The 21176-nt window shown below is 69.8% G+C and carries 19 protein-coding genes, 2 tRNA genes and 1 pseudogene; 3 read left to right on the top strand and 19 right to left on the bottom strand.

All coding sequences use genetic code 11. From position 1 onward, the window contains the following. The first annotated feature begins 126 nt into the window (after positions 1–126). Positions 127–1713 carry an NADH-ubiquinone oxidoreductase-F iron-sulfur binding region domain-containing protein gene (locus QMK30_RS36390; RefSeq protein WP_283522631.1) on the top strand — a complete coding sequence of 529 codons (1587 nt, stop codon included), beginning with the start codon at positions 127–129 and terminating at the stop codon, positions 1711–1713. A gap of 92 nt (positions 1714–1805) precedes the next feature. On the opposite strand, the gene QMK30_RS36385 is transcribed toward QMK30_RS36390, so the two are convergent. Beyond that, positions 1806–1878, bottom strand: a tRNA-Ala gene (locus QMK30_RS36385). Positions 1879–2037: 159 nt separating this feature from the next. On the opposite strand from QMK30_RS36385, the gene QMK30_RS36380 reads away from it, so the two are divergent. Continuing rightward, the gene (locus QMK30_RS36380; protein ID WP_283522633.1) at positions 2038–3240 is read left to right on the top strand and encodes a glycosyltransferase 87 family protein; all 1203 of its coding nucleotides are present in this window, start codon (positions 2038–2040) and stop codon (positions 3238–3240) included. Here the strand turns inward: QMK30_RS36380 and QMK30_RS36375 are convergent. The 9 genes and pseudogenes from QMK30_RS36375 to QMK30_RS36335 all read right to left on the bottom strand — a co-directional run bounded on the left by QMK30_RS36375 (position 3209) and on the right by QMK30_RS36335 (position 8413). Further along, on the bottom strand, positions 3209–3442 hold the full coding sequence (locus tag QMK30_RS36375) for a hypothetical protein (protein WP_214918286.1): 234 nt from the start codon (positions 3440–3442) through the stop codon (positions 3209–3211). The two genes, QMK30_RS36380 and QMK30_RS36375, sit on opposite strands and share 32 nt — an antisense overlap. A gap of 3 nt (positions 3443–3445) precedes the next feature. Beyond that, positions 3446–3619, bottom strand: coding sequence for a hypothetical protein (locus QMK30_RS36370; RefSeq protein ID WP_283522630.1), 174 nt, complete (start codon positions 3617–3619; stop codon positions 3446–3448). 230 nt (positions 3620–3849) lie between these two features. After that, a pseudogene (locus tag QMK30_RS36365) lies at positions 3850–4308 on the bottom strand (MFS transporter); the annotation flags it as partial. Positions 4309–4513: 205 nt separating this feature from the next. Next, a tRNA-Ala gene (locus QMK30_RS36360) sits at positions 4514–4586 on the bottom strand. A 74-nt stretch (positions 4587–4660) separates the two neighbouring features. Next, positions 4661–5308: a histidine phosphatase family protein gene (locus QMK30_RS36355; RefSeq protein WP_283522632.1), complete on the bottom strand. Its 648-nt coding sequence runs from the start codon at positions 5306–5308 to the stop codon at positions 4661–4663. Positions 5309–5319: 11 nt separating this feature from the next. Then, positions 5320–5763: a ribosome silencing factor gene (rsfS, locus tag QMK30_RS36350; RefSeq protein WP_283522629.1), complete on the bottom strand. Its 444-nt coding sequence runs from the start codon at positions 5761–5763 to the stop codon at positions 5320–5322. 100 nt (positions 5764–5863) lie between these two features. Beyond that, positions 5864–7540 (bottom strand): LCP family protein, encoded by a 1677-nt coding sequence (locus QMK30_RS36345; RefSeq protein WP_283522628.1) that lies wholly within the window; start codon positions 7538–7540, stop codon positions 5864–5866. Between the two features lie 52 nt (positions 7541–7592). Beyond that, positions 7593–8207, bottom strand: coding sequence for a nicotinate-nucleotide adenylyltransferase (nadD, locus tag QMK30_RS36340; RefSeq protein ID WP_283522627.1), 615 nt, complete (start codon positions 8205–8207; stop codon positions 7593–7595). 38 nt (positions 8208–8245) lie between these two features. Further along, a complete protein-coding gene (locus QMK30_RS36335; protein WP_283522626.1) occupies positions 8246–8413 on the bottom strand; it encodes a hypothetical protein in 168 nt (55 codons plus the stop codon). 209 nt (positions 8414–8622) lie between these two features. On the opposite strand from QMK30_RS36335, the gene QMK30_RS36330 reads away from it, so the two are divergent. After that, complete coding sequence (locus QMK30_RS36330; protein WP_283522625.1) at positions 8623–9696, top strand: M48 family metallopeptidase; 1074 nt, start codon at positions 8623–8625, stop codon at positions 9694–9696. Here QMK30_RS36330 and QMK30_RS36325 read toward each other — a convergent pair. The 9 genes from QMK30_RS36325 to QMK30_RS36285 form a co-directional block, all read right to left on the bottom strand. Then, the gene (locus tag QMK30_RS36325) at positions 9693–10805 is read right to left on the bottom strand and encodes an SCO2583 family membrane protein (RefSeq protein ID WP_283522624.1); all 1113 of its coding nucleotides are present in this window, start codon (positions 10803–10805) and stop codon (positions 9693–9695) included. The genes QMK30_RS36330 and QMK30_RS36325 overlap by 4 nt on opposite strands. A 114-nt stretch (positions 10806–10919) precedes the next feature. Continuing rightward, on the bottom strand, positions 10920–11516 hold the full coding sequence (locus QMK30_RS36320) for an SCO2584 family spore wall biosynthesis protein (protein WP_283522623.1): 597 nt from the start codon (positions 11514–11516) through the stop codon (positions 10920–10922). A 107-nt stretch (positions 11517–11623) separates the two neighbouring features. Then, positions 11624–12916: a glutamate-5-semialdehyde dehydrogenase gene (locus QMK30_RS36315; protein WP_283522622.1), complete on the bottom strand. Its 1293-nt coding sequence runs from the start codon at positions 12914–12916 to the stop codon at positions 11624–11626. A 196-nt stretch (positions 12917–13112) separates the two neighbouring features. Then, on the bottom strand, positions 13113–13598 hold the full coding sequence (locus tag QMK30_RS36310; RefSeq protein WP_283522621.1) for a DUF8830 family protein: 486 nt from the start codon (positions 13596–13598) through the stop codon (positions 13113–13115). Positions 13599–13736: 138 nt separating this feature from the next. After that, complete coding sequence (proB, locus tag QMK30_RS36305; protein ID WP_283522620.1) at positions 13737–14888, bottom strand: glutamate 5-kinase; 1152 nt, start codon at positions 14886–14888, stop codon at positions 13737–13739. 121 nt (positions 14889–15009) lie between these two features. Next, a complete protein-coding gene (locus QMK30_RS36300; RefSeq protein ID WP_283522619.1) occupies positions 15010–16275 on the bottom strand; it encodes a glycosyltransferase family 2 protein in 1266 nt (421 codons plus the stop codon). A 145-nt stretch (positions 16276–16420) separates the two neighbouring features. Continuing rightward, positions 16421–18538 carry a hypothetical protein gene (locus QMK30_RS36295; protein WP_283522618.1) on the bottom strand — a complete coding sequence of 706 codons (2118 nt, stop codon included), beginning with the start codon at positions 18536–18538 and terminating at the stop codon, positions 16421–16423. 135 nt (positions 18539–18673) lie between these two features. Continuing rightward, positions 18674–20173: a D-ribitol-5-phosphate cytidylyltransferase gene (locus tag QMK30_RS36290; RefSeq protein WP_283522617.1), complete on the bottom strand. Its 1500-nt coding sequence runs from the start codon at positions 20171–20173 to the stop codon at positions 18674–18676. A 107-nt stretch (positions 20174–20280) separates the two neighbouring features. Beyond that, entirely contained in the window at positions 20281–20889 is a 609-nt protein-coding gene (locus QMK30_RS36285) for a hypothetical protein (RefSeq protein ID WP_283522616.1), read from the bottom strand. Between the last annotated feature and the right edge of the window lie 287 nt (positions 20890–21176).

The raw sequence follows: 21176 nt of genomic DNA, 5'->3' as shown, positions 1-21176 counted from the left end.
CCCCGGCTACGACCCCGAGGCACCCACCGGGCTGCTTCCCTCCCTCGACGACACAGAGCCGCCGCCGGGCCCGCTCTTCCCGCCCACGGCCGGGGAACCCTGGCACGCACCCGCAGGAGATCGACGTTGAACGCCCCTCTTCCCGACGTCCCCGAAGTCCGTGTAGTCGGCCTTCCCCAGCTGACCACCGGCTTCGACCTCGTCGAGCGCCTCGACCTCGGCATGCACCTCAAGGTGCACGGCCCCCTCGAACCGATGAGCGGGGAGCGGCTGGCCGAGCTCGCCGACGCTATATCCCTGCGCGGCCGCGGTGGCGCGGGGTTCCCCTTCGGGAAGAAACTGCGCGCCGTGGCCCAGGCGTCCATCCGCCGGGGAGTGCGACCCGTCGTCGTCATCAACGGCAGTGAAGGCGAGCCCGCCTGCCGCAAGGACACCGTCATGCTGAACCGGGCGCCGCACCTGGTGCTCGACGGGGCCCTGCTCGCGGCCGAGGCGCTCGGTGCCCGCACCCTGGTCGTCGCCGTCACCCGCAACTCGACGGAGGCCTCCATCCGCGCCGCGTTCGCGGAGCGCGGTCTGTCCGACCGGCGCGGGCAGCAACTGCGCGCACGGATCGTACGCACCCCCGAGCGCATGGTCTCCGGCGAGGCCTCCGCACTGATCCGCGCCGCGAACGGGGGCCCCGCCCTGCCGCCCGGCCGTCGTGAGCGCGCCGCGGAGACAGGCGTCGGCGGCGCCCCGACCCTGCTGTCCAACACGGAGACCTACGCACAACTCGCCGTCGCCGCCCGCATCGGCGCCCGCCGTTACTGCCACACGGGTCTCGAATCAGAGCCGGGCACGGTGATGCTCACGATCTCCGGTGCGGTCTCACGGCCCATGGTCGTCGAGGTGCCGACCGGGGTTCCGCTGCGTTACGTCCTCCAGCTGGCCGGCGCCCCGCCCCTGCCCCAGGGCGTGCTGACCGGCGGCTATCACGGCAACTGGATCGACGCCGTCGCCGCGCACGACGCGGTGATCTCCCGTGAGTCCCTGGCTTCGTTCGGTGGCGCGCTGGGCGCGGGCGCGATCCTCCCCATCGGCCCGGAGACCTGTCCGCTCGGTGAGTCGCTGCGCGTGGCCAACTGGCTGGCCGCGGAGACCGCGGGCCAGTGCGGCCCATGCCGCCTCGGACTGCCCGCGGCGGCGGGCGGCCTGTCCGACGTGCTGAACGGGGGCGGCCAGGCCGCGTTGGAGGCGCTGCGCCAAGTGACCCAGGCGGTGAAGGGCCGGGGCGCCTGCAAGCACCCCGACGGCTCGGTGCGCTTCTTCATGTCCACCCTCAGCGCGTTCACCGACGACCTGGCGGCGCACGTCCTGGGCAACGGCTGCGGGCGCGAGACCACCGGCGTACTGCCGCTGCCCGGCCCCGGTTACGAGGAAGAGGGCATCCCGAGCGGCGAGAAGTTCGCCGTGGACTGGACGCTCTGCCAGGGCCACGGGCTGTGCGCGGACATCGTCCCCGAGCTGATCAGGCTGGGCCCGGACGGCTATCCGGCGCTCGCGGACGCGTCGGTCCCCGTCCATCTGCGAGGGCGCGCGCAGCGCGCCGTGCGCCGCTGTCCCGCGTTGGCGCTCCGTATCGAGCAGGAGGCGCCCCCGCGGCCGACCAAGCCGCCGCGGACGGCTCTGCCCGGCAGCAACAGGAAGGCTCTGGGCAGCGGCCGGGACTGATCCCCCCGGACATACGAGAAGCGGGGCCCCCCCACCCCGGGTGCCCCCGCGGCGGGACCCCCGCTTCTCGCGTTCCTGTGGAACTGTTCCTGTGGAGCTAAGGAGAATTGAACTCCTGACCTCCTGCATGCCATGCAGGCGCTCTACCAACTGAGCTATAGCCCCTTGTGCGCTGCCGTCCTGCCGGGCTCTCGCCCCGACGACTTCGCCAACATTACACGGTCCCCCCGGCCCTTCACCAAATTCTTTGTCCGTACACCCGCAGCACGCCATCCGTACCTACGTTCCGTACGTGTGCGACCGGTACTGTCTGCCCGCGTGACCATGATCGTGCAGGCCGTCGCTGCCCATCGCGTCCTTACCCGGCGGCCCATACTCGTCGCCGCCCCGGCCTGTCTGCTGTCGTTCGTGGCGTTCTGGGCGGCCCAGCGCGGCGCCGAGGTCTCGATGATCGACCTCATGGTCTACCGAGCCGAGGGCGAGGCCGTGCGCGCAGGTCAAGACCTGTACGCGATGCGTGCGACCGAGGCGAACCTACCGACCACCTATCCCCCTTTCGCAGCGCTGCTGTTCACTCCGCTGACCCTGCTGGACGTCCCGGAGATGCGCACCCTCGCCACCCTGGGCAACCTCGCCCTGGTCGTCGCGCTCGTCCATCTCTCGCTGCGGCTGGTGGGCCGCGAGGACCCGGCGGCGGCCCTGTGGGTGGCCGCACTCGCGGTGTGGAGCGAGCCGGTGTGGACGACACTGCGGTACGGACAGATCAATCTGCTGCTCGCGGTGGCGGTGCTCTGGGACCTCACGCGGCGCAAGGGTCACCGCTGGGCGGGGACCGGCATGGGGCTGGCCGCCGCGGTGAAGCTCACTCCCGCGCTCTTCGCGGTGTTCCTGCTGATCGCGGGTCTCGTCCGGGCCCGGAGCCTGGGCCGGACGTTCGGCCGCCCCTCGAACGCCTGGCTCCAGACGGCCGGCACGGCGGCGGTGGTGTTCCTCACAGCGACGGTCGCGGCCGGGTTCGCCCTGCCGGCCGACTCGCGCAACTACTGGACCTCGATGATCTTCGAGACGGGCCGGGTGGGCCACGCCGAGGACACTGCCAACCAGTCCCTGCGCGGCGTGCTGGCGCGGCTGCTGCACACCGGCGATCCGGGGCTGTGGTGGATCGCGACCGCCGCCCTGGTCGCCGCGGCGGGGCTCGCCCTGGCGGTCACCGCGGAGCTGCGCGGCGAGCGGGCCGGGGCGATGATCGCCTGCGCGGTGACGGCGCTCCTGATCAGCCCGGTGTCGTGGTCGCACCACTGGGTGTGGTGCGTGCCCCTGGCGATCGTCCTGGCAGCACGCGGGAACAAGTGGTGGGCCGCGGCGACGGTGCTGGTGTTCTGCTCGTACGCGCTGTGGTGGGTGCCACACGGCGCGGGGCGGCTCGAACTCACCCAGAACGGCGGCCAGACGGCCCTCTCCGCGCTCTACTCGCTCACGGCCGTCGCCGCGCTGCTCACGCTGTGGCGAACGAATAGAACCGCTTGAGCGTGCAGTGCTCGTCGAGCAGCCGTCCGTAGATCGGCTCGCCCTCCAGCTCCCGGTACGTCTCGATCGGGTCGCCCTTTATGATCAGCGCCCGCGCGCATTCCTCGCACCAGTACTGGTAGTCGGGATTGATCGGCTCCATGTCCCGGACAATGGGCGTACCGCTGCCACACCAGTCGCATTTTCGCCTGTGTGCACCCATCAGTCAGCTCCGGCTGTGGCCGCAGGCCGTACGCACGTACGAGCTACCTCCGTTGTCGCCGGGCACCTGGGCACCGTGGGATGAGCCGCAGTACGGGCGGTCGAGTCGAGCAAATCGGGCGCGGCCCTCTGCCGTGCCGAGCAGAACACGGCCCTCGTCGAGGATGCTCGCGGGCATCGCGCTTCCCCTCCCGTTCGGGCCGTCGTCCCCCTCCGGCGGTCCGATTCTGCCATGGCTTTGCAAGAGGGTCAGTGGCGCGAGCCCAGGAGACCCGCCACAGCCCCCAAGATCGACGCGGCGGCCAGCACGAGGGCGCATACCCACAGCGCATCGGCATACGCTCACGCCCCCGGCGCGTCCAACCCGTTCAGGTAGAGAGTGCCGAAGGTCGCGACGCCGATCAGCTGCCCGAGCTGAGTGGCGGTCACCAGTACCCCGCCTGCCACCTGGCCGGCGGCGGCCCCGGTGGCGAGCACCGCCGAGTACACGCCGAGGGCCCGCACCCGCTCCTCGCCCCGGAAGTCGCGCTGGATCAGGCTGAGCACCTGCGGAATCGCCGCACCCGCGCCCTGGACGAAGCGGAAGGCGATCAACTGCCCGCTGCCCACCGCCAGTCCGCGGGCGAGTGAGGCGGCGGTGAAGAGCACGAGCCCACCCAGGTAGGCGCGGCGGTGACCCAGCAGGTCACCCATCCGCGCGCCCGTGATCAGCAGGACTGCGTACGCGATGGCGTATCCGGCGACGACCATCCGCAGTCCGGCCCCGGAAGCGCCGAGTTCGGTCCGGATGGCGGGGGCGGCGACATTGGCGATGAAGGTGTCGAGCAGCGCCATGAACTGTGCGGCGAGCACCACACCGAGCAGCAGACCGGGGCGGGTGCGCCCGGCCCAGGGTGATTGTCAGTGGTCGGCTCTTCAATGGGCTGCCGGAGCGCCGGATCGTCGCGTACACCCCCAACGACGTGGAAAGCAGCGCGCGGGCGGCGGCGCTGCGCGACATGAGGGGCACCGGGAAGAGAGAGGGGGACAACAGAAAGCCCCGCCCCCTGACAGGGACGGGACTTCCGAATTGTGGAGCTAAGGAGAATTGAACTCCTGACCTCCTGCATGCCATGCAGGCGCTCTACCAACTGAGCTATAGCCCCGCTGTTCTCTGCGCTTGTTGTGCGCTGCGAACAAGAAGAACTTTAGCCTGCGACCGGCCGGAAAGTGAAATCCGTCAGTCGTCGTCTCCGAGCACCGGTTCCGGAAGGGTCCCGGCGTTGTGCTCCAGTAGCCGCCAGCCCCGGGCGCCCTCGCCCAGCACCGACCAGCAGCAGTTGGAGAGCCCGCCCAGGCCCTCCCAGTGGTACGACTCCAGGCCCAGCAGCCGACCGATGGTGGTGCGGATGGTGCCGCCGTGGCTGACCACGACGAGCGTGCCGTTGTCGGGCAGCTTTTCGGCGTGCGCGAGCACGACCGGAGCGGCCCGGTCGGCCACTTCGGTCTCCAGCTCGCCGCCACCGCGCCGTACCGGCTCGCCGCGCTTCCACGAGGCGTACTGCGCGCCGAACTGCTTGATGATCTCGTCGTGCGTCAGCCCCTGCCAGGCGCCCGCGTACGTCTCCCGCAGCGCGGCGTCGTACGCGACGTCGAGGCCCGTGAGGCCTGCCAGCTCACCGGCCGTGGCCGCCGCCCGCTTGAGGTCGGACGCGATCATCGCGTCCGGCTTCAGGGAAGCGAGCAGCCGCGCGGAGCGGCGCGCCTGAGCGAGGCCGTCCTCGGTCAGCTCGATGTCCGTGCTGCCCTGGAAGCGGCGTTCGAGATTCCACCCGGTCTGGCCGTGCCGCCACAGAACGATCCGGCGGCCCCGGCTCTTCTTACTGATGTCGCTGCCGTTCAGTTCAGGTCTCCGTCCAGGTCGTCCTCGGCGGCCGTACGCAGCTTCGCGTGCTCCGCGCCGAGGCCACGGGTCTTGATCGCGTCGTCGGGCAGCCCGATCTCGGGGCAGTCCTTCCAGAGGCGCTCAAGGGCGTAGAAGACGCGCTCCTCGCTGTGCTGGACGTGGACGACGATGTCGACGTAGTCGAGCAGCACCCAGCGAGCCTCGCGGTCGCCCTCGCGGCGCACGGGCTTGGCGCCCAGCTCCTTGTTCAGCCGCTCCTCGATCTCGTCGACGATCGACTTGACCTGGCGGTCGTTGGGCGCCGAGGCGACCAGGAAGGCATCGGTGATGGACAGGACATCGCTGACGTCATAAGCGACGATGTCGTGCGCGAGCCGGTCGGCAGCCGCCTGAGCGGCGGCCTGGATGAGCTCGATGGAACGGTCAGTGGCGGTCACAAGCAGGCTTTCGTCGGTGGTCAGAGGTACCACAAGGGTCTCACGGACCGCCGAGACCCCCGACGGGTTTACCCGGCGGGAGCGCTCGACGGCGACGGGGTCACTCGGCCTTGAAATCCTGGCCCAGCACGACCGTCACATCGGCGTTCGCGGCGGCCTTGCCCTTGCGCACCGCGCTCGTCGGCAGACCCAGCGTCTTCGCGACCTCTTCCGCCCTCGGCTTCTGCGCCGCGTCACCGTAGCTGACCTGCGACGATGTCGCCGCGTCGGCCTTTCCGCCGTCCACGAACGCATAGCCACCGTTGACCAGGGCGATCCTGGCGGTCTCCGCCGCGTCCGGGTCCGCGGTGGCGTTCTTCACGCCGACCCGCGCGGCGGCGCCCTGCTCGGGGCTGCGGACCGAACCGCCCAGAACGTCCTTGACCACACTGTCCGCGGCGGCCTCGCTGAGCTTGCCGTCGGGCTGCACCGGCAGCTCCGCCGTCTTGTAGTCGCCGCCCTTGGCGTGTTCGGCGAGCTTGGCGAGCGAGGCGCCCAGCGCCTTCTCCGGCAGTGAGGGGTCGAGGATCTGCGCCAGCGTCCTGACCGTGGTGGTCGCGGCCCGCGGGTCGTCCGAGATCTTCTTCAGTACGCCGTTCATGACCTGGCCGAACCGCTGAAGCTGCTTGGCCTCGGCCTCGCCGGGCCCCCGGTGGGTGGCGTACGCCACAGCCATCGAGCCGCTCAGCGTCTGCTCCTTGCCCTGCTTGACCAGCGGCGAAGCGCCCTTCTTGGTGTCGGGCACATCGGTGTCGGTGTCGATCGCGATATTGCCGACCAGCTCGACGAGATTCTCCAGATACGGGGTGTCGAGCCGCCAGGACCCGCCGATCCTCGTGCCGAGCACGGTGCCGATCGCCTCGCGGGTGCCCGAGGAGCCGTCCTCGTCGACGGACTTGCCCAGCGTGGTCGTGGTGCCGTCGTCGTTCGCCACGGAGAGCGCGTTGGGCAGCAGCACGGTCGTGCCCTGCTTCGTGGTGACGTTGTCGACGAGCAGCACCGTGGACGTTCCACCCTTGGTGTTGTGCAGGTGGACCGCTATCACGTCACGCTTCTGCGGGCCCGTCGCGGTGTTCGCCGTGTCGTCCGAGGCGGAGAATCCGGGCAGCTTCCCGGCGTACCAGAGGTAGCCGACACCGCCCGCGACCACCAGCGCCAGTACGACGACCAGCGAGACCACGCGGCTGCGGCCCTTGCGTCTGGCCTCCTCGCGGCGCTCGGTGCGACTTTCGGTGAACTTCAGCCAGTCGATGACGTCTTCGGAGTCCTCGTCGGGATCCTCGACGAAGGCGAACTGCTCGGTCGCGTAGTCCGGCGCGGGACGGCGCTGCTCGGGGACGGACCCTTCGGCGGCGGGAGCCGGCGGGGCGGGCTCGGCGACCGGGGGCGGTTCCGGCGCGGGTACCTGCCGCGGGATCCACTGCGCGGTGGTGTCGACCGCGGCCTGCTGCTGCCCCGGGTCGTAGCCGTAGCCGTACTGCTCGGATCCGTACTGCTCGGGCTGTGGCTGCCCCTGGGGCTGATAAGGCTGCTGCTGGGGCGCCTGCTGGGCATAGGGGTCGTACGACGGCTGCTGGGCGTACGGGTCGTACCCGTATCCCTGCTGCGGCTGCTGGTGCCGGTCCTGCTGCTGCGCGTACGGGTCGTACTGCTGCTGGTACACCGGTTGTCCGTAGGCGTCGTAGCCGATGATTTCCGGCTGCTGCGCGTACGGGTCGTACGGATACTGGTCGTTCACCGGTGCCCCTCTCCTGCTTTTCGTGTGCTCCCCGTACGGCCGGGCCGCCGGCTCAGCGCCGGTACAGCTCCCGCTTGTCGATGTAACGGACCACACCGTCCGGCACCAGGTACCAGACAGGGTCGCCTTGCGCGACCCGCGCCCGGCAGTCGGTGGACGAGATCGCCAGGGCCGGCACCTCCACCAGGGACACGCCGCCCTTGGGCAGGCCGTCGTCCGTCAGGTCGTGACCGGGCCGGGTCACACCGATGAAGTGGGAGAGCGAGAAGAGCTCCTCCGCGTCCCGCCAGGTGAGGATCTGGGAGAGCGCGTCGGCGCCGGTGATGAAGAACAGGTCCGAGTCACTGTTGATGGACCTGAGGTCACGCAGTGTGTCGATGGTGTACGTCGGGCCGTCGCGGTCGATGTCGATACGGCTCACCGAGAACTGCGGGTTGGACGCCGTGGCGATGACCGTCATCAGATAGCGGTCCTCGGCCGGGGACACCCGCGTGTGACTCTTCTGCCACGGCTGCCCGGTCGGCACGAAGATCACCTCGTCGAGGTGGAACTGCGCGGCCACTTCACTGGCGGCCACCAGGTGTCCGTGATGGACCGGATCGAACGTCCCGCCCATCACACCGAGTCGGCGCTTGCCGGGGCCGGTAGGCACTTCCTGCTCTCCCATGCGTGCAGAGCCTACTGGCCCGGTGCCACGACCCTGTCTCAGCGGTCGCGGTTGAAACGCGTGGTGATCCACAGCAGGAGCAGCAGCACGAAGAACGCGCCGCCACCGGTGATGTAGGGGCTGAGGGATTCATGGTTCCCGCCGTGCTCGCCGCCCTCACCGGAGGCGAGGGTCACGAGGGAGGCGGCGGTGCTGTGGAGACTCATCTTCGGCAGGACCTATCGGGAGTCGGGAGTCGGAGCGCAGACTTCACGAACATCGTATGCGGGCGGCCCGGGCACGCTCACGCCGACTCAGGCGTTCATGGATTGTCCCGCTTCAGGAACCGCTCCAGGAACCGACCGGGCGAGCCGGACGTCAGCACCTACGCTGGGCCGTCCGGGGGACGGGAAAACTCGCAGACAGGGGGCCACCCATGACCGACGGCAATCACGAGCAAGAGCACGAGAACGTGCCGAGCCGCAATCGCACGCGCTTCCCGGGGATCTCGTCCCGGGCCTACGAACACCCGGCGGACCGCTCGGCCCTGGTGGCCCTGCGCAAGCTGACCGGCTTCGACACGGTCTTCAAGGCGCTCAGCGGGCTGCTTCCCGAGCGCAGCCTGCGCCTGCTGTTCCTCTCCGACTCGGTGCGGGTGAGCGACGCGCAGTTCGTCCACCTGAACACCATGCTGCGGGACGCCTGTTACATCCTGGACCTGGAGAAGGTCCCGCCGATGTACGTCACGCAGGACCCGAAGCCCAACGCCATGTGCATCGGTCTCGACGAACCGATCATCGTGGTCACCACCGGCCTCGTCGAACTGCTCGACGAGGAGGAGATGCGCGCGGTCGTCGGCCACGAGGTGGGCCACGCCCTGTCGGGGCACTCCGTGTACCGCACGATCCTGCTGTTCCTCACCGGCCTCGCGCTCAAGGTCGCGTGGATCCCGCTGGGCAATATCGCGATCATGGCGATCGTCACGGCGCTGCGTGAGTGGTTCCGCAAGTCGGAGCTGTCCGCGGACCGGGCCGGGCTGCTGGTCGGCCAGGACCTCCAGGCGTCGATGCGCGGCCTGATGAAGATCGCCGGTGGCAACCACCTGCACGAGATGAACGTGGACGCGTTCCTGGCGCAGGCCGAGGAGTACGAGGCCGGGGGCGATCTGCGCGACTCCGTTCTCAAGATCCTCAACGTCCTGCCGCGTACCCACCCGTTCACCACCGTGCGCGCCGCCGAGCTGAAGAAGTGGGCGGAGAGCCGCGAGTTCCAGCGGGTCATGGACGGGCACTACCCGCGGCGCGAGGAGGACAAGGACACCTCGGTGACCGACTCCTTCCGCGAGTCCGCTTCGCACTACTCGGACACGGTGCGCACCAGCAAGGACCCGCTGATGAAGCTCGTGGGCGACATCGCGGGCGGCGCGGGCGGCCTGGGCGGCAAGCTCCGCGACAAGTTCGGCGGAAACGGCGGCAGCGGCGGATCCGGCAAGGCCACGGACGCCTCCTAAGGGGTGTCCGCAGGGCGCGGCATGGCGTCGGAGGCCAGCGCTCCGCACAGCGCGGCCGTGGCGCGTCCCGTCGCGTACGGGTCGGTGCCCGCCGGTCCCCCGGCCGAGGCCTTCTGCCCGGCCAGGACCGGGCGCAGGTGGCCCGCCACGTCGGCGGCGCACGCCTGGGGCCCGGCCTGCACGTAACTGACCAGCAGCTCGGTCCTGTGCATCCGCAGGTCGTCGCGGTCGAGGCGGAAGTGCAGCTCGCGGCGGACGGTGAACAGCGAGGCGCCGTCCGCCCGCGGGCGCGCGTCGGAGCCGGTGGGGCGCAGCGCGTAGACGAAGGTATGGTCCGAGGTCACTTCGAGGCTGTCGGCGCCCGACTCCTCGACGCGCAGGCCGCCCTGCACCCGCGTCTTCGACCCGGCGAGTTCCACCTTGGCCGGGTCGAAGCGCACCAGCCAGCCGGTCGCCGCGTGCCTGCCGTCGTCGGCGGAACCGTCCATGCCGCGGTCGAACTGCTCCAGCTGGTCGGGGTCGAGGAGTATGCGCACCGGGCGCACCGTCCTGCCGGTCAGCACGTCGGGGTCCAGGGACGACTCGACGAGGTAGTCCTTCACGGTGGTCAGGGCGGCCATCACCTGGCTCTCCGAGAAGTGCGCGGTGCGCCGGGCGGGCGGCAGACCGATGCCCGCGGCGCCCGGCCGGAACTGCGCGGCGGGGCTCCGGGCGAAGAGACCGTCCGGATCGCCGCCCGGCACCCGGCCTTCGGGGGCCAGCGGTATGACGGTCATCCGCAGCGGCTGCGCGCGCGTGGCGGGCGGTGGCTGATAGGGGTGACGTACACCCAGGTAGATCGCCGTGCCGAAGGCCACCACCAGCAGGACGAGCAGGAGCGCCTGCTTCGTGCTGCTGGCGCCCCGGCCGCCGGCCTGCTCGCTCGCGGCCCGCGGGGGGCTGTCGCGGACGGCCTGCGCATGGTCGCCCATCCGCTCCTGCGCGGAGTATTCCTGCAGGCGGGCAGCCCGCACGAACGATTCGTCGAAGACGACGGACCGGTATTCGTCCTCTCCACCCCCCGGGAGGCCTTCGGGCGTCCCCTCAGGTGGCTCTCCGTGCCCTGCCATACCTTCAGAGTAGGTCGGCGGCAGCGAAGGTAAACGCGCTGCTACGGGACAACTTCCGTCAGTTGCGTACGCGTTGGCACCCGAGCCCTCCGCAGCGCCCGCGGAAAGCGGCGGTCAGGGGGTACGCGGCACCGCCGAGACGGCCGGCGCGGAGTACTCGGCGGAGGCCGAAGGGCCGCCCGTCCTGACGTTGTCACTGGTCACCGGCGGCGGGATCTGGTCGTGCCGGTTGTTCGACGCGCCCCGGTAGACGGCCGCGAAGGCGAGGGCGACCATCCCGATGCCCATCAGCAGGGCGAGCAGCCAGGCCACCGGCCGGTGCCAGCGCGCGTGCCCCCGGTAGGGGCGCAGGACGCCCCCGTGCCGCCCGTACGGGCCGCTCTCGTCGTCCGGGTACTCGCCGTCCGCGCCGGCGCCGTACTCGCCGTCGTGGCCGCGCTCGCCGCCGGGGCCGAACCCGGGCCCGTACCCGTCGTCGTAGAGGTCGTCGTCCGAGGGGCCCCTGCCGGCCCTGGCTCTGCTCGCCTCGGCCTCGGCGCGCGCCTGTGCGGCGGCCAGCAGCCGCTCGGCGGCGGTGGGTTCATGAATCTCGGCGGCCCGTACGAAGTCCTCGTCGAACACCACGGAGGCGAAGTCCTCGTCCGCGCCCCCGCGGTCGTCGTCGGGCTCCCGACCGTCCTGGAACGGCTTGCCCCCCGCGTCGTCCGCCACCCGTTCAGCGTAGACCTGGAGAGGTGATTTGGGCAGAGAACGTGCGAACCAGGAGTGCCAAGGGGCACGACTGCTGCGAAACACGAGCTTTCCCGACGATGCCTGCCCTAACGCGTGTGACCGTCCCCCGTCACGATGTACTTCGTCGAGGTCAGCTCCGGCAGTCCCATCGGGCCGCGGGCGTGCAGCTTCTGGGTGGAGATGCCGATCTCGGCGCCGAAGCCGAACTGGCCGCCGTCGGTGAAACGCGTGGACGCGTTCACCGTGACCGTCGTGGAGTCCACCAGCTGTGTGAACCGGCGGGCCGCCGCCTGCGAGGTCGTCACGATCACCTCGGTGTGGCCCGAGCTCCACTGCCGGATGTGCCGCACCGCCACGTCCAGCGAATCAACGACCGCGGCGGCGATGTCGTACGACAGGTACTCGGTCTCCCAGTCCTCCTCGGTGGCCGGCACGACGGTGGCCTTGGAGCCTGCCGCGTACGCCGCCACCCGCTCGTCGGCGTGCACCGTCACCCCCGCCTCGGCGAGCGCGTCGAGGGCGAGCGGCAGGAAGTCGGCCGCGATGTCCTGATGGACGAGGAGCGTCTCGGCGGCGTTGCAGACGCTGGGGCGCTGCGCCTTGGAGTTGATCAGGATGTCGACGGCCATGGCCAGGTCGGTCTGCGCGTCGACGTACACATGGCAGTTGCCGGTGCCCGTCTCGATGACGGGGACCGTGGACTCCTCGACGACCGTGCGGATCAGTGAGGCGCCGCCGCGCGGGATCAGGACGTCGACCAGGCCGCGGGCCCGCATCAGTTCCCGTACCGAGTCGCGGGACTCCCCCGGCACCAGCTGTACGGCGTCGGCGGGCAGCCCGGCCTGCTCCACGGCGTCGCGCAGGACGCCGACGAGCGCGGTGTTGGAGGCGTACGCCGAGGACGAGCCGCGCAGCAGCACGGCGTTGCCCGACTTCAGGCAGAGCGCCGCGGCGTCCACGGTCACGTTCGGGCGGGCCTCGTAGATGATGCCGACGACGCCCAGCGGCACGCGCACCTGCCGCAGGTCGATCCCGTTGGGCAGGGTGGAGCCGCGCACGACCTCGCCGACCGGGTCGGGCAGCGCGGCCACGTCACGCACGTCGGAGGCGATGGCCGCGACCCGCTCCGGGGTCAGCGTCAGCCGGTCGATCACCGTCTCGCTCGTCCCGGCGGCGCGGGCTCTGTCGACGTCCTGGGCGTTGGCCGCGACGACGTCGTCCGTACGTGCCTCCAGCGCGTCGGCGATCGCCAGCAGCGCGGCGTCCTTGGCGGAGCGCGGCAGCGGCGCGATCTCGGCGGCCGCGGCGCGGGCGCGGCGTGCCGTCGCCACGACCGGGGACTGCGGGGCGGAGTCGGCGAAGGGCGAGTGCGAGGTCATGTCCGCAGCGTAATGCGCACCCCGTGGGCGTCCGCGGGGTGTACCGCCCTGCGAGACGGGGCCGGACGAGCGCCGGACGCGTGGCAGGGGGCCTGGCGGGACAGCGGGGGCCTGGCGGGACCCTGCCACCGGGCCCGTCCCGCGCCGTCGGCGCCCGCCGGCCCACCGACCCCGGAGCTATCGGCCCATCGGCCCGTCAGTACGGGTGTACGCCGACCGGGGCCGCCGGGGGCGGGCCGTATCCCTCGGCGATCCGCTGGTGGTAGGTGTCACGGTCGATGACTTCCAGCCCGACGATCTCCCAGGGCGGCAGCTTGGACGTCGACCGGTGCTCGCCCCACAGGCGCAGGGCGACCGCCGCCGCGTCGTGCAGGTCGCGGGCCTCTTCCCAGTAGCGGATCTCCGCGTGATTGTTGGCGTATCTGCTGGTCAGCAGGAAGGGGTGGTCGTGCGCCAGCTGTTCGAGGCCGCGTCTGACCTCCGTCAGCGGCGCCTCGTCGCCCGAGACGCAGAGCGTGACGTGCCACAGCCTGGAGGTCTCGATGTCGGCGCCGGTCCCCGCTTCCGGAGCCACCCCCTGCCCCGTGCTCCTGCTCTCGTCGAAGTCCGCCCCCGCCCCGACGCTGGTCAGGACACGCTCGGCCGTCCCTCGGGGCGGCGCCCCCGGACGCGCTCGTCTCACCGGCGGCCTCCTGTACTGCGTTGTTGTGCCGTGACCCCGCGTTGTGCTGTATCCCCGCGACAAAGTTGACCAGCCTTGGGCCGGGCGTGGGGCGGTTTTGGTGAAGGTCTGTGTCCCGAGGCTGGACTTTCAGCCGTTTCAAGGGTGAAGGACAACGAGATCGTCTCTGTGTACGACTTCGCGCTCGTAGGCCGGGCCGAGTTCCTTCGCCAGGTCACGGGTGGAGCGGCCGAGCAGCTGCGGGATCTCCTTGGCGTCGTAGTTGACGAGGCCGCGGGCGACGGCCCGGCCGGCGGTGTCACGCAGCTCCACCGGGTCGCCGGCGCTGAACTCGCCCTCGACCGAGGCGATCCCGGCGGGCAGCAGCGACGTACGCCGCTCGACGACCGCCCGTACCGCCCCGTCGTCGAGGATGAGCGCGCCCCGCGGCGTCGAGGCGTGCGCGAGCCACAGCAGGCGGTCGGCGCTGCGGCGGCCTGTGCGGTGGAAGTGGGTGCCCGTGTCGCGGCCCGCGAGGGCGTCGGCGGCGCGGCTGGCGGAGGTGAGGACGACGGGGATGCCCGCGGCGGCGGCGATCCGGGCCGCCTCGACCTTGGTGACCATGCCGCCGGTGCCCAGGCCCGCCTTGCCCGCGCTGCCGATGGACACATGCGCGATGTCGGCGGGCCCCCGTACCTCGGCCAGCCGCGAGGTACCGGGCGTGCTGGGGTCGCCGTCGTAGAGACCGTCGACGTCGGAGAGCAGGACCAGCAGGTCGGCCCGTACGAGATGGGCGACGAGCGCGGCCAGCCGGTCGTTGTCGCCGAAGCGGATCTCGTCCGTGGCGACGGTGTCGTTCTCGTTGACGACCGGGACCGCGCCCATGGCGAGCAGCTGGTCCAGGGTCCGGTAGGCGTTGCGGTAGTGGGCGCGGCGGCTGGTGTCGTCGGTGGTGAGCAGCACCTGGCCGACGCGTACGCCGTAGCGCGCGAAGGAGGCGGTGTAGCGGGCCACCAGCAGCCCCTGGCCAACGCTGGCGGCGGCCTGCTGCCGGGCCAGGTCCTTGGGCCGGCGGGCCAGCCCGAGGGGCGCGAGTCCGGCGGCGATGGCGCCGCTCGACACCAGCACGATCTCCCGCTCGCCGCCTCCGCGGACCTTCGCCAGCACATCGACGAGGGCGTCCACGCGGTCGGCGTCGAGGCCGCCCGCCGCGGTGGTCAGCGAGGAGGAGCCGACCTTGACGACGACCCTGCGTGCCTCTGTGACGCCCTGCCTTGCACCCGACACCGCTGACACCTGCGACCGCCTCATTCTGTTCGCTGCTGCCCGCAATCTACGGGACCCGATGCGTGCCCCGCACAGGCGTTTCGCGCAGCGGACCTGCGAGTGGGGGCCGCGGACCCGGGCCCTGCCCCCACTCACCCGCCCAGGGTCACGCCCTGGCCGGATTGCGCATTTCTCGCAGCATCCTGCGCAGCTTGCGCACCACGCGGCGCGCGAAGGTCGGCTTGGGCTTCTGGGGCGCCGGTCTGAAGGGCTTCGCCGCCACGACGCGCTTCCCGCCGACCGTCTCGGCAACCGTCACCTTGTACATCTCGTCGGGTACACCCACCGACTCGTCACCGAAATACGGGTAGGCGAGGTACGGCGTGTTTTCGCGACCCTTACGAACGATCTCCGGTTCCTTCTTGTCCCGGATGAACGCGATGACCTCTTGCAGCTCTTCGAGCTTCCCTTCGGCGACCAAGTGCATTCGCAGCCGCTCGGGGACCTTGAGACGACGGGCAGCACCCGGCGTCCAGTACTTCTCCATCAGCGGCTTGGCGAGCGCGATCTTGTCCCGCCGCGTCGCCTCCGGAAGTTTCAGCATCCGATGATCGAAATGCGGCAGCAGCGTGATCACGAACGGCCGGATCATTACGTGGTCGCGCTTCTCCCCTTCCGGGAAGAGCTCCGCGATCAGGTCCATAAGGGCTCTCGCCGAGTCGAAGCGCAGATCGTAACCGCCCGACTGCGTGATGTGCTTACCGTCGTCGCGACGGATGATGTAGAGGCAGACGTAGTCGGCTTCAACCGACACACCCGCGCCTCGCACATACGCCTCAAGGGTGAACTGCTGGTCCTCACCGGTGTAGAGGTCTTCGTCGAAGCGCATCGAGTACTTCTCGAGCAGCTCGCGCCGGAACAACTTCTCGGCGCTGAGCGTGTACATGATCCGCGACGAGAAGATGTCCGTGCGTTGTTCGGTACGCCCGAACATCGACTTCGGCGCCGACCGGCCGAGTCCCTCGATCTTGCCGAGAACCACATCGGTCTTGTTCCGGTCGGCCATGTCGACCATGCGCTCAAGGGCTTCCTCGCCGAGGTAGTCATCGGCGTCGAGGAAGAACACAAAGCGCCCACGGGCCAGTTCGAGCCCGCGGTTGCGCGGACTGGCGGGGCCACCCGAGTTGGCCTGGTGCACCACGCGCATAGGCACCTTCGACTTCGCCGCGAAGTCGTCGAGGTACGCGCCGGTTCCATCGGTGGAGCCGTCGTTGATCGCCAAGATCTCCATGCGTTCCGCACCGAGCGTTTGGGCTTCTACGGATTCCAAACACTTAATGAGGTACGGCATGCCTTCAAAGGCTCCGATGACCACACTGACATCGGGGACTCCCACCGGCTCCGGACCCGTCTCATATTCTTTCATCGCCATCCAAGACAGTCAGACGTGGGTATTGGTTGTCCTGCCAGCCGCCACCCGCAAGGTGATTCGCGTCACATCAGGATATCGAAGAGGCCCGGTGGGCCGCTGCAGGCAGCAGTCCACCGGGCCGTGTCGAGATCATTGGATGGGCGAATCAGCCCGCCACGGTCGAGTCGAGACCGCTGGACTCGGGCGCCGAGTCGCTCGGGTCGGCCGCTGTGACGGCCGTCTCGATGCCGACGCGCTGGGCCACACCCTGGTTGCGGGCCTCGGACTTGGCCGCCAGGGTCCGTACGGCGTCGTTGAACTGGACGATGGACGCCGGTTCGTCGGGACCCAGGAGGTACGCCTTCAGCTCCAGCCGTGCGTCGGCCAGCGGGTCGGCTCCGGTGCCGCCCGTGACCGCGCCGAGCAACTCGTCCAGCTGCACGGCGCTGTTGGAGAGGACCACCGCGGCCCGTACGGCGGTGTTCTGCTGCTTGAACTCCTCGACACCCAGCTCGGCGGAGTCGGTGACCGCGTACGGCTTGCCGCTCGCGATGAAGTCCGACACCACGCTGGAGATGTCGGAAACCATGCCGTCCGCCTCGTTGAAGCAGTCGTACAGGTGCGGCTCGGATCCCGTGACGACCCGGTGCTCCCACCAGCCGAAGGAGCGCCAGTACGCGGCGTTCCACTCACCCTTGAGCTTGGCCAGCTCGGCCTCGCGGGCAGGGTCGGCCAGGGCGTCGCGCGACAGCTCGGCCTCGTCCTTGCGGTTCGCGCCCTTGCCCTTGCCGACGAGCTCGCCGAGGCATGACTCGATACGGGCCAGCTCGGCCCGCGCCGCGGTCTGCTCGGGCTCCAGCGTGGCCCTCTCCTTCGCCCAGCGGGCGTCGGTGAGGCGCCCGGCGGCCGCCGTCTCCACCATGGCGGTGATACGGGCGTGTACGGCCTTTGCCTGGGGGCTGCGCGTCCCGGTGAAGGGGTGCGGCTTGTAGACCACCCGGACCGGCTTCTCGGCCTCCAGGAGGCGCCTGACGATGTTCTCGCCGGCCAGCAGGATCGAGGTGTTGCCCGGGTTGTCGTCCCAGCCCTCCCAGGTGGGGGCGTACAGGACGGTCGGGACCGGGCGCCTGGGCCCACCGATCCACGGCTCGATCGGGGCGAGCTGCGGGCGGCCCACCTCCGCGATGTCCTCGTCACGGACGCCGACGTCGGCGAGCGCGTAACGGTCGCGGCCTGCCCGGCCGGCGCTCCACACCTCGTCGTACACCTTGCTGAACGGGTTGATGCTCGCGACCTTGTCACTGTCGCCGTGCCCGATGAAGACGTGCTTCATCGTGGGGATGCGCAGCATGTGGATGTTCTTGCCGACGTTCGCGGCGTAGAGCGAGACGCGGACCGTGGAGAGGTCCATGTTCATCAGGTGCGTGGCGCTCGGGACGCAGAGCACCGGCACCGAGGTCGGGGCGAGCTGCGGCACGATGTGACGCTCGCGCAGCACGATCAGCGGCCTGCCCTCGACCTGCTTCATCGTGTCCAGCCACATGTTGACCTGGTACGCCGACTCCCTGGAGCCGGAGAAGTACAGGACGGTGGTCGGACGGTAGTCGCCGAGCCAGCTGTCGATGCCCTCCAGGACGGCGTCCACCTTGGGGACCCGGCGGTTGGCCCGCAAATACGGCAGCAGGGCGGCCACATAGGCGACGGCCAGCACGAGGGTGACGGCGAGACCCACGTATCCGGCGACGTTCTCGCCGGTCTGGATCGCGACCAGCACACCCGCCATGGCGAAGATGTCGAGGTGCAGCATCTTCTCGCCGGAGCGGTTCAGCAGCCGCCGCGGCGGCGCGCCGGGGACGCGCAGCATGCCGAGGTCGATGTTGCGGGTCACCACCGGCATCCTGCGGCGCAGCCTGACCAGCGTGACGAGCGCGCCGTGCGGGGCCTGCAGAGCGTAGAACAGCAGCAGGCTGGCGATCGTCAGGTAGAAGATCGCCTCCTCGGCCAGCTGCATGCGGGCGAGCAGCAGGATCAGCAGCAACTGGCGTACCAGGAAGCGGATCGGCAGGCCGGCCCGGACTTTGCCCAGGCGATTGATGAGGTAACTGCCGCGCTGGTGGAGGTGCCGATCCGCGAGGTAGGTCACAGCGGCGGCAGCCGCGAAGCACCAGAGGTTCGGAATCAGCGCGGCGAGCATTATGCAGGGATAGCCCAGGCCGAGAAGTACGGCGGCGGCCAGCTCTGACCCGCTGCCCACACGGGCCAGGCGGATGGCGGTCGAAATCACGAAGAACCTGCTCCAGAGGGTGCCGGTCGTTTACGTTGAAAGAGAAAATGTGAAGGCGCACCTTCACGAACTCGGGCCTCTGCAGTTCGCTGCTTGGCGACTGCAGAGGCCCGGTTCAAATAATTTGGAGCAGTATTACACATCTTCCTGACGGTCCAGAACGGACGCCAGGGCCTGCTCGAATCCGGAGGCCTCGGAGGCACCGCGGGTCGGGTCGACCTGCCGTACGTCGATGACATGGCCGGTCAGCTCGGAGAGAAGTACGTCCAGGGATGTCCGGGCCACGGCCTCGGAGGAGAGCAGCGAGCCCGCGGGCTCGTCGCCGAACGCCTTGGTGCGCATCGGCGTCGCCGTGCGCTCCGGGTTGACGCAGTTGACGCGCACACCCTCACTCGCCCATTCGTCCGCGAGCGCCTGGGTGAGGTTCACCATGGCGGCCTTGGTGGAGGAGTAGAGGCTGTACTCGGCGCGGCCCCGGGTGTAGCTGCTGGACGTATAGAGCAGCAACTGGCCCTTGGTCTCGGCGAGGTACTTGTACGAGGCGCGCGCGATCTGCACCGGCGCCAGGTAGTTGACGTTCAACGCTTCCTGGATGGTCGTGTTGTCCGTCTCGGCGAGCTTGCCGATACGCAGCACACCCGCCGTGTTGATCACGTAGTCGATGCGCCCGGTCTCGGAGTACGCCTTGGACAGCGCGTCGTCGACGTGCTCCGGGTTCTCCACGTGCGTGCCGGTGGTGGAGCGGCCCAGCGCGTACACCTTGGCGCCGTACTGCTCGGCGATCTTCGCGATGTCCGAGCCGATGCCGTACGAGCCGCCGAAGACGACCAGCGTCTTGCCGGACAACGCCGCCCGGTAGGCGGCCTCGTCGGCCTGCTGCGGGGCCGCGGTGGAGGCGAGCTGGAACAGCTTGTCGGCGATGAACACGTCGACCGGCTGCGTCACCTTCATGTTGTACTCGTCGCCCGCGACGACGTAGATCGGCACGTCCGGCAGGTACTTCAGGACGACCGAACAGTCGTCGGTGGCCTGGAAGTTGGGGTCGCCGGCCGCGACCTCGTACGCCTTGCGGATGGTGGAGAGCTTGAAGGCCTGCGGGGTCTGGCCGCGGCGCAGCCGGGACCGGTCCGGGACCTCCGTGATGAACTCGCCGTCGCCGCCGTGCGTGCGCGTCACGATGATCGTGTCCGCGGACGGGATGGCGACGTCGACCGCCTGGTAGCGGTCGAGCGCGTCGACGCAGTCCTGGATCACACGCTGTGACAGCAGCGGGCGTACGGCGTCATGGAAGAGGACGTTGCGGTCCTCGCCCGCGGCGAGGCCCTCGCCTAGCGCGGAGATGGCGCGCTCCGTGGTCTCGTTGCGGGTCGTACCGCCCTCGATGACCTTCGTGACCTTGGTCAGGCCGGCCTTGGCGACGATCTTCTCGACGTCGGGCACATAGCCCGGCGCCATCAGAACGATGATGTCGTCGATACCCTCGGCCTGCTCGAAGGTCGTCAGCGTGTGCTCGATGACCGCCTTGCCTGCGATCTTCAGCAGCTGCTTGGGGATCGACAGACCCACGCGCTGGCCGGTACCACCGGCAAGCACGACTGCTGTGGTACGGGGCTTGGCTACGGGCTGCACAGACACAGACGACCTACCTTGCGAGGACTCGGGGACATCGTGATGGTCGCACTCTCTGTGACCGTCTCGCAAGGCGGATGTCCCCCGGGCGAAATCCGGCTGTCATTAGGCATTCACTGTCCGAAATGACCGGCACCCGCGCGGAGCCTTCGGAGGTCGACGACGTTGAGGTCCAGATCATTGGTGATCGTATAGAACACCCGGACCCGCACCCGGCCCTGCGGCGCGGGAGCCGTGCCCCGAATCTTGCGCGCGACCTTCCTGGAGAAGGCGACCTGCTGGTTGCCCGTCCTGGGCAGCACGGTCGTCGGGTACAGGTAGGTCGCCTTCTTCTCCAGTACGTCGTCGAGACCCGGCCGACCTTGATCGCGGCCTTGTCCGGCGCGTAGCGGACCCAGAGGTCCCACACATCGTGCTCGGAGAGCTGACGAGCCGCGGCGTCTTGCAGGGGATGGCGAGCGCAGGCCCCGCCCTCCGTGCCGCTCCCCGACGATCTTGATCTCGTCCGACGGCTTGATGCGGCGGAGGAGCAGCAGGGCGGGCGAGGCCGACGGGGCGGACGGACCGTACAGTTCGCCGTGCACAGTGATCATCCCGTTCGCGACCGTGATGTCGCCGACCTCCGCGTGCATGGTCCGGGACCAGGAGCGCAGCGCGATCAGCCCCTTTTCCTTGGACGCGTACGGCACAAGGTCATATGACGAGGCGTCAGAGAAGCTCACCCCCGCCAGTAGATGGCTGCCGACTGCAATGGCTGCGTGAGCGAGCAGACGACATACGCGAGACTTCTGCACGTCTTCATCACGAGTTCGACCTCAACAGCCGTCCCATACACCTCCGACCGCAAGGTCCCCGACACGCGGCTGGGCCCCCGGTAACCACCTTGGGTTCTAACGGTCCTCGCAACACCCATGATCTGTGGGAGTTGCGGGGACCGTGGGCGTTGAGCGTGGTGATCTTGCAGGGTTGAAGGCACGTTTCCTTGCGCGGCTGGATGTCGTGGGGAGCG

Source organism: Streptomyces sp. H27-C3 (assembly GCF_030063415.1).
In the GTDB taxonomy this organism is placed as follows: domain Bacteria; phylum Actinomycetota; class Actinomycetes; order Streptomycetales; family Streptomycetaceae; genus Streptomyces.
This window is presented reverse-complemented; position numbering and strand designations above follow the sequence as displayed.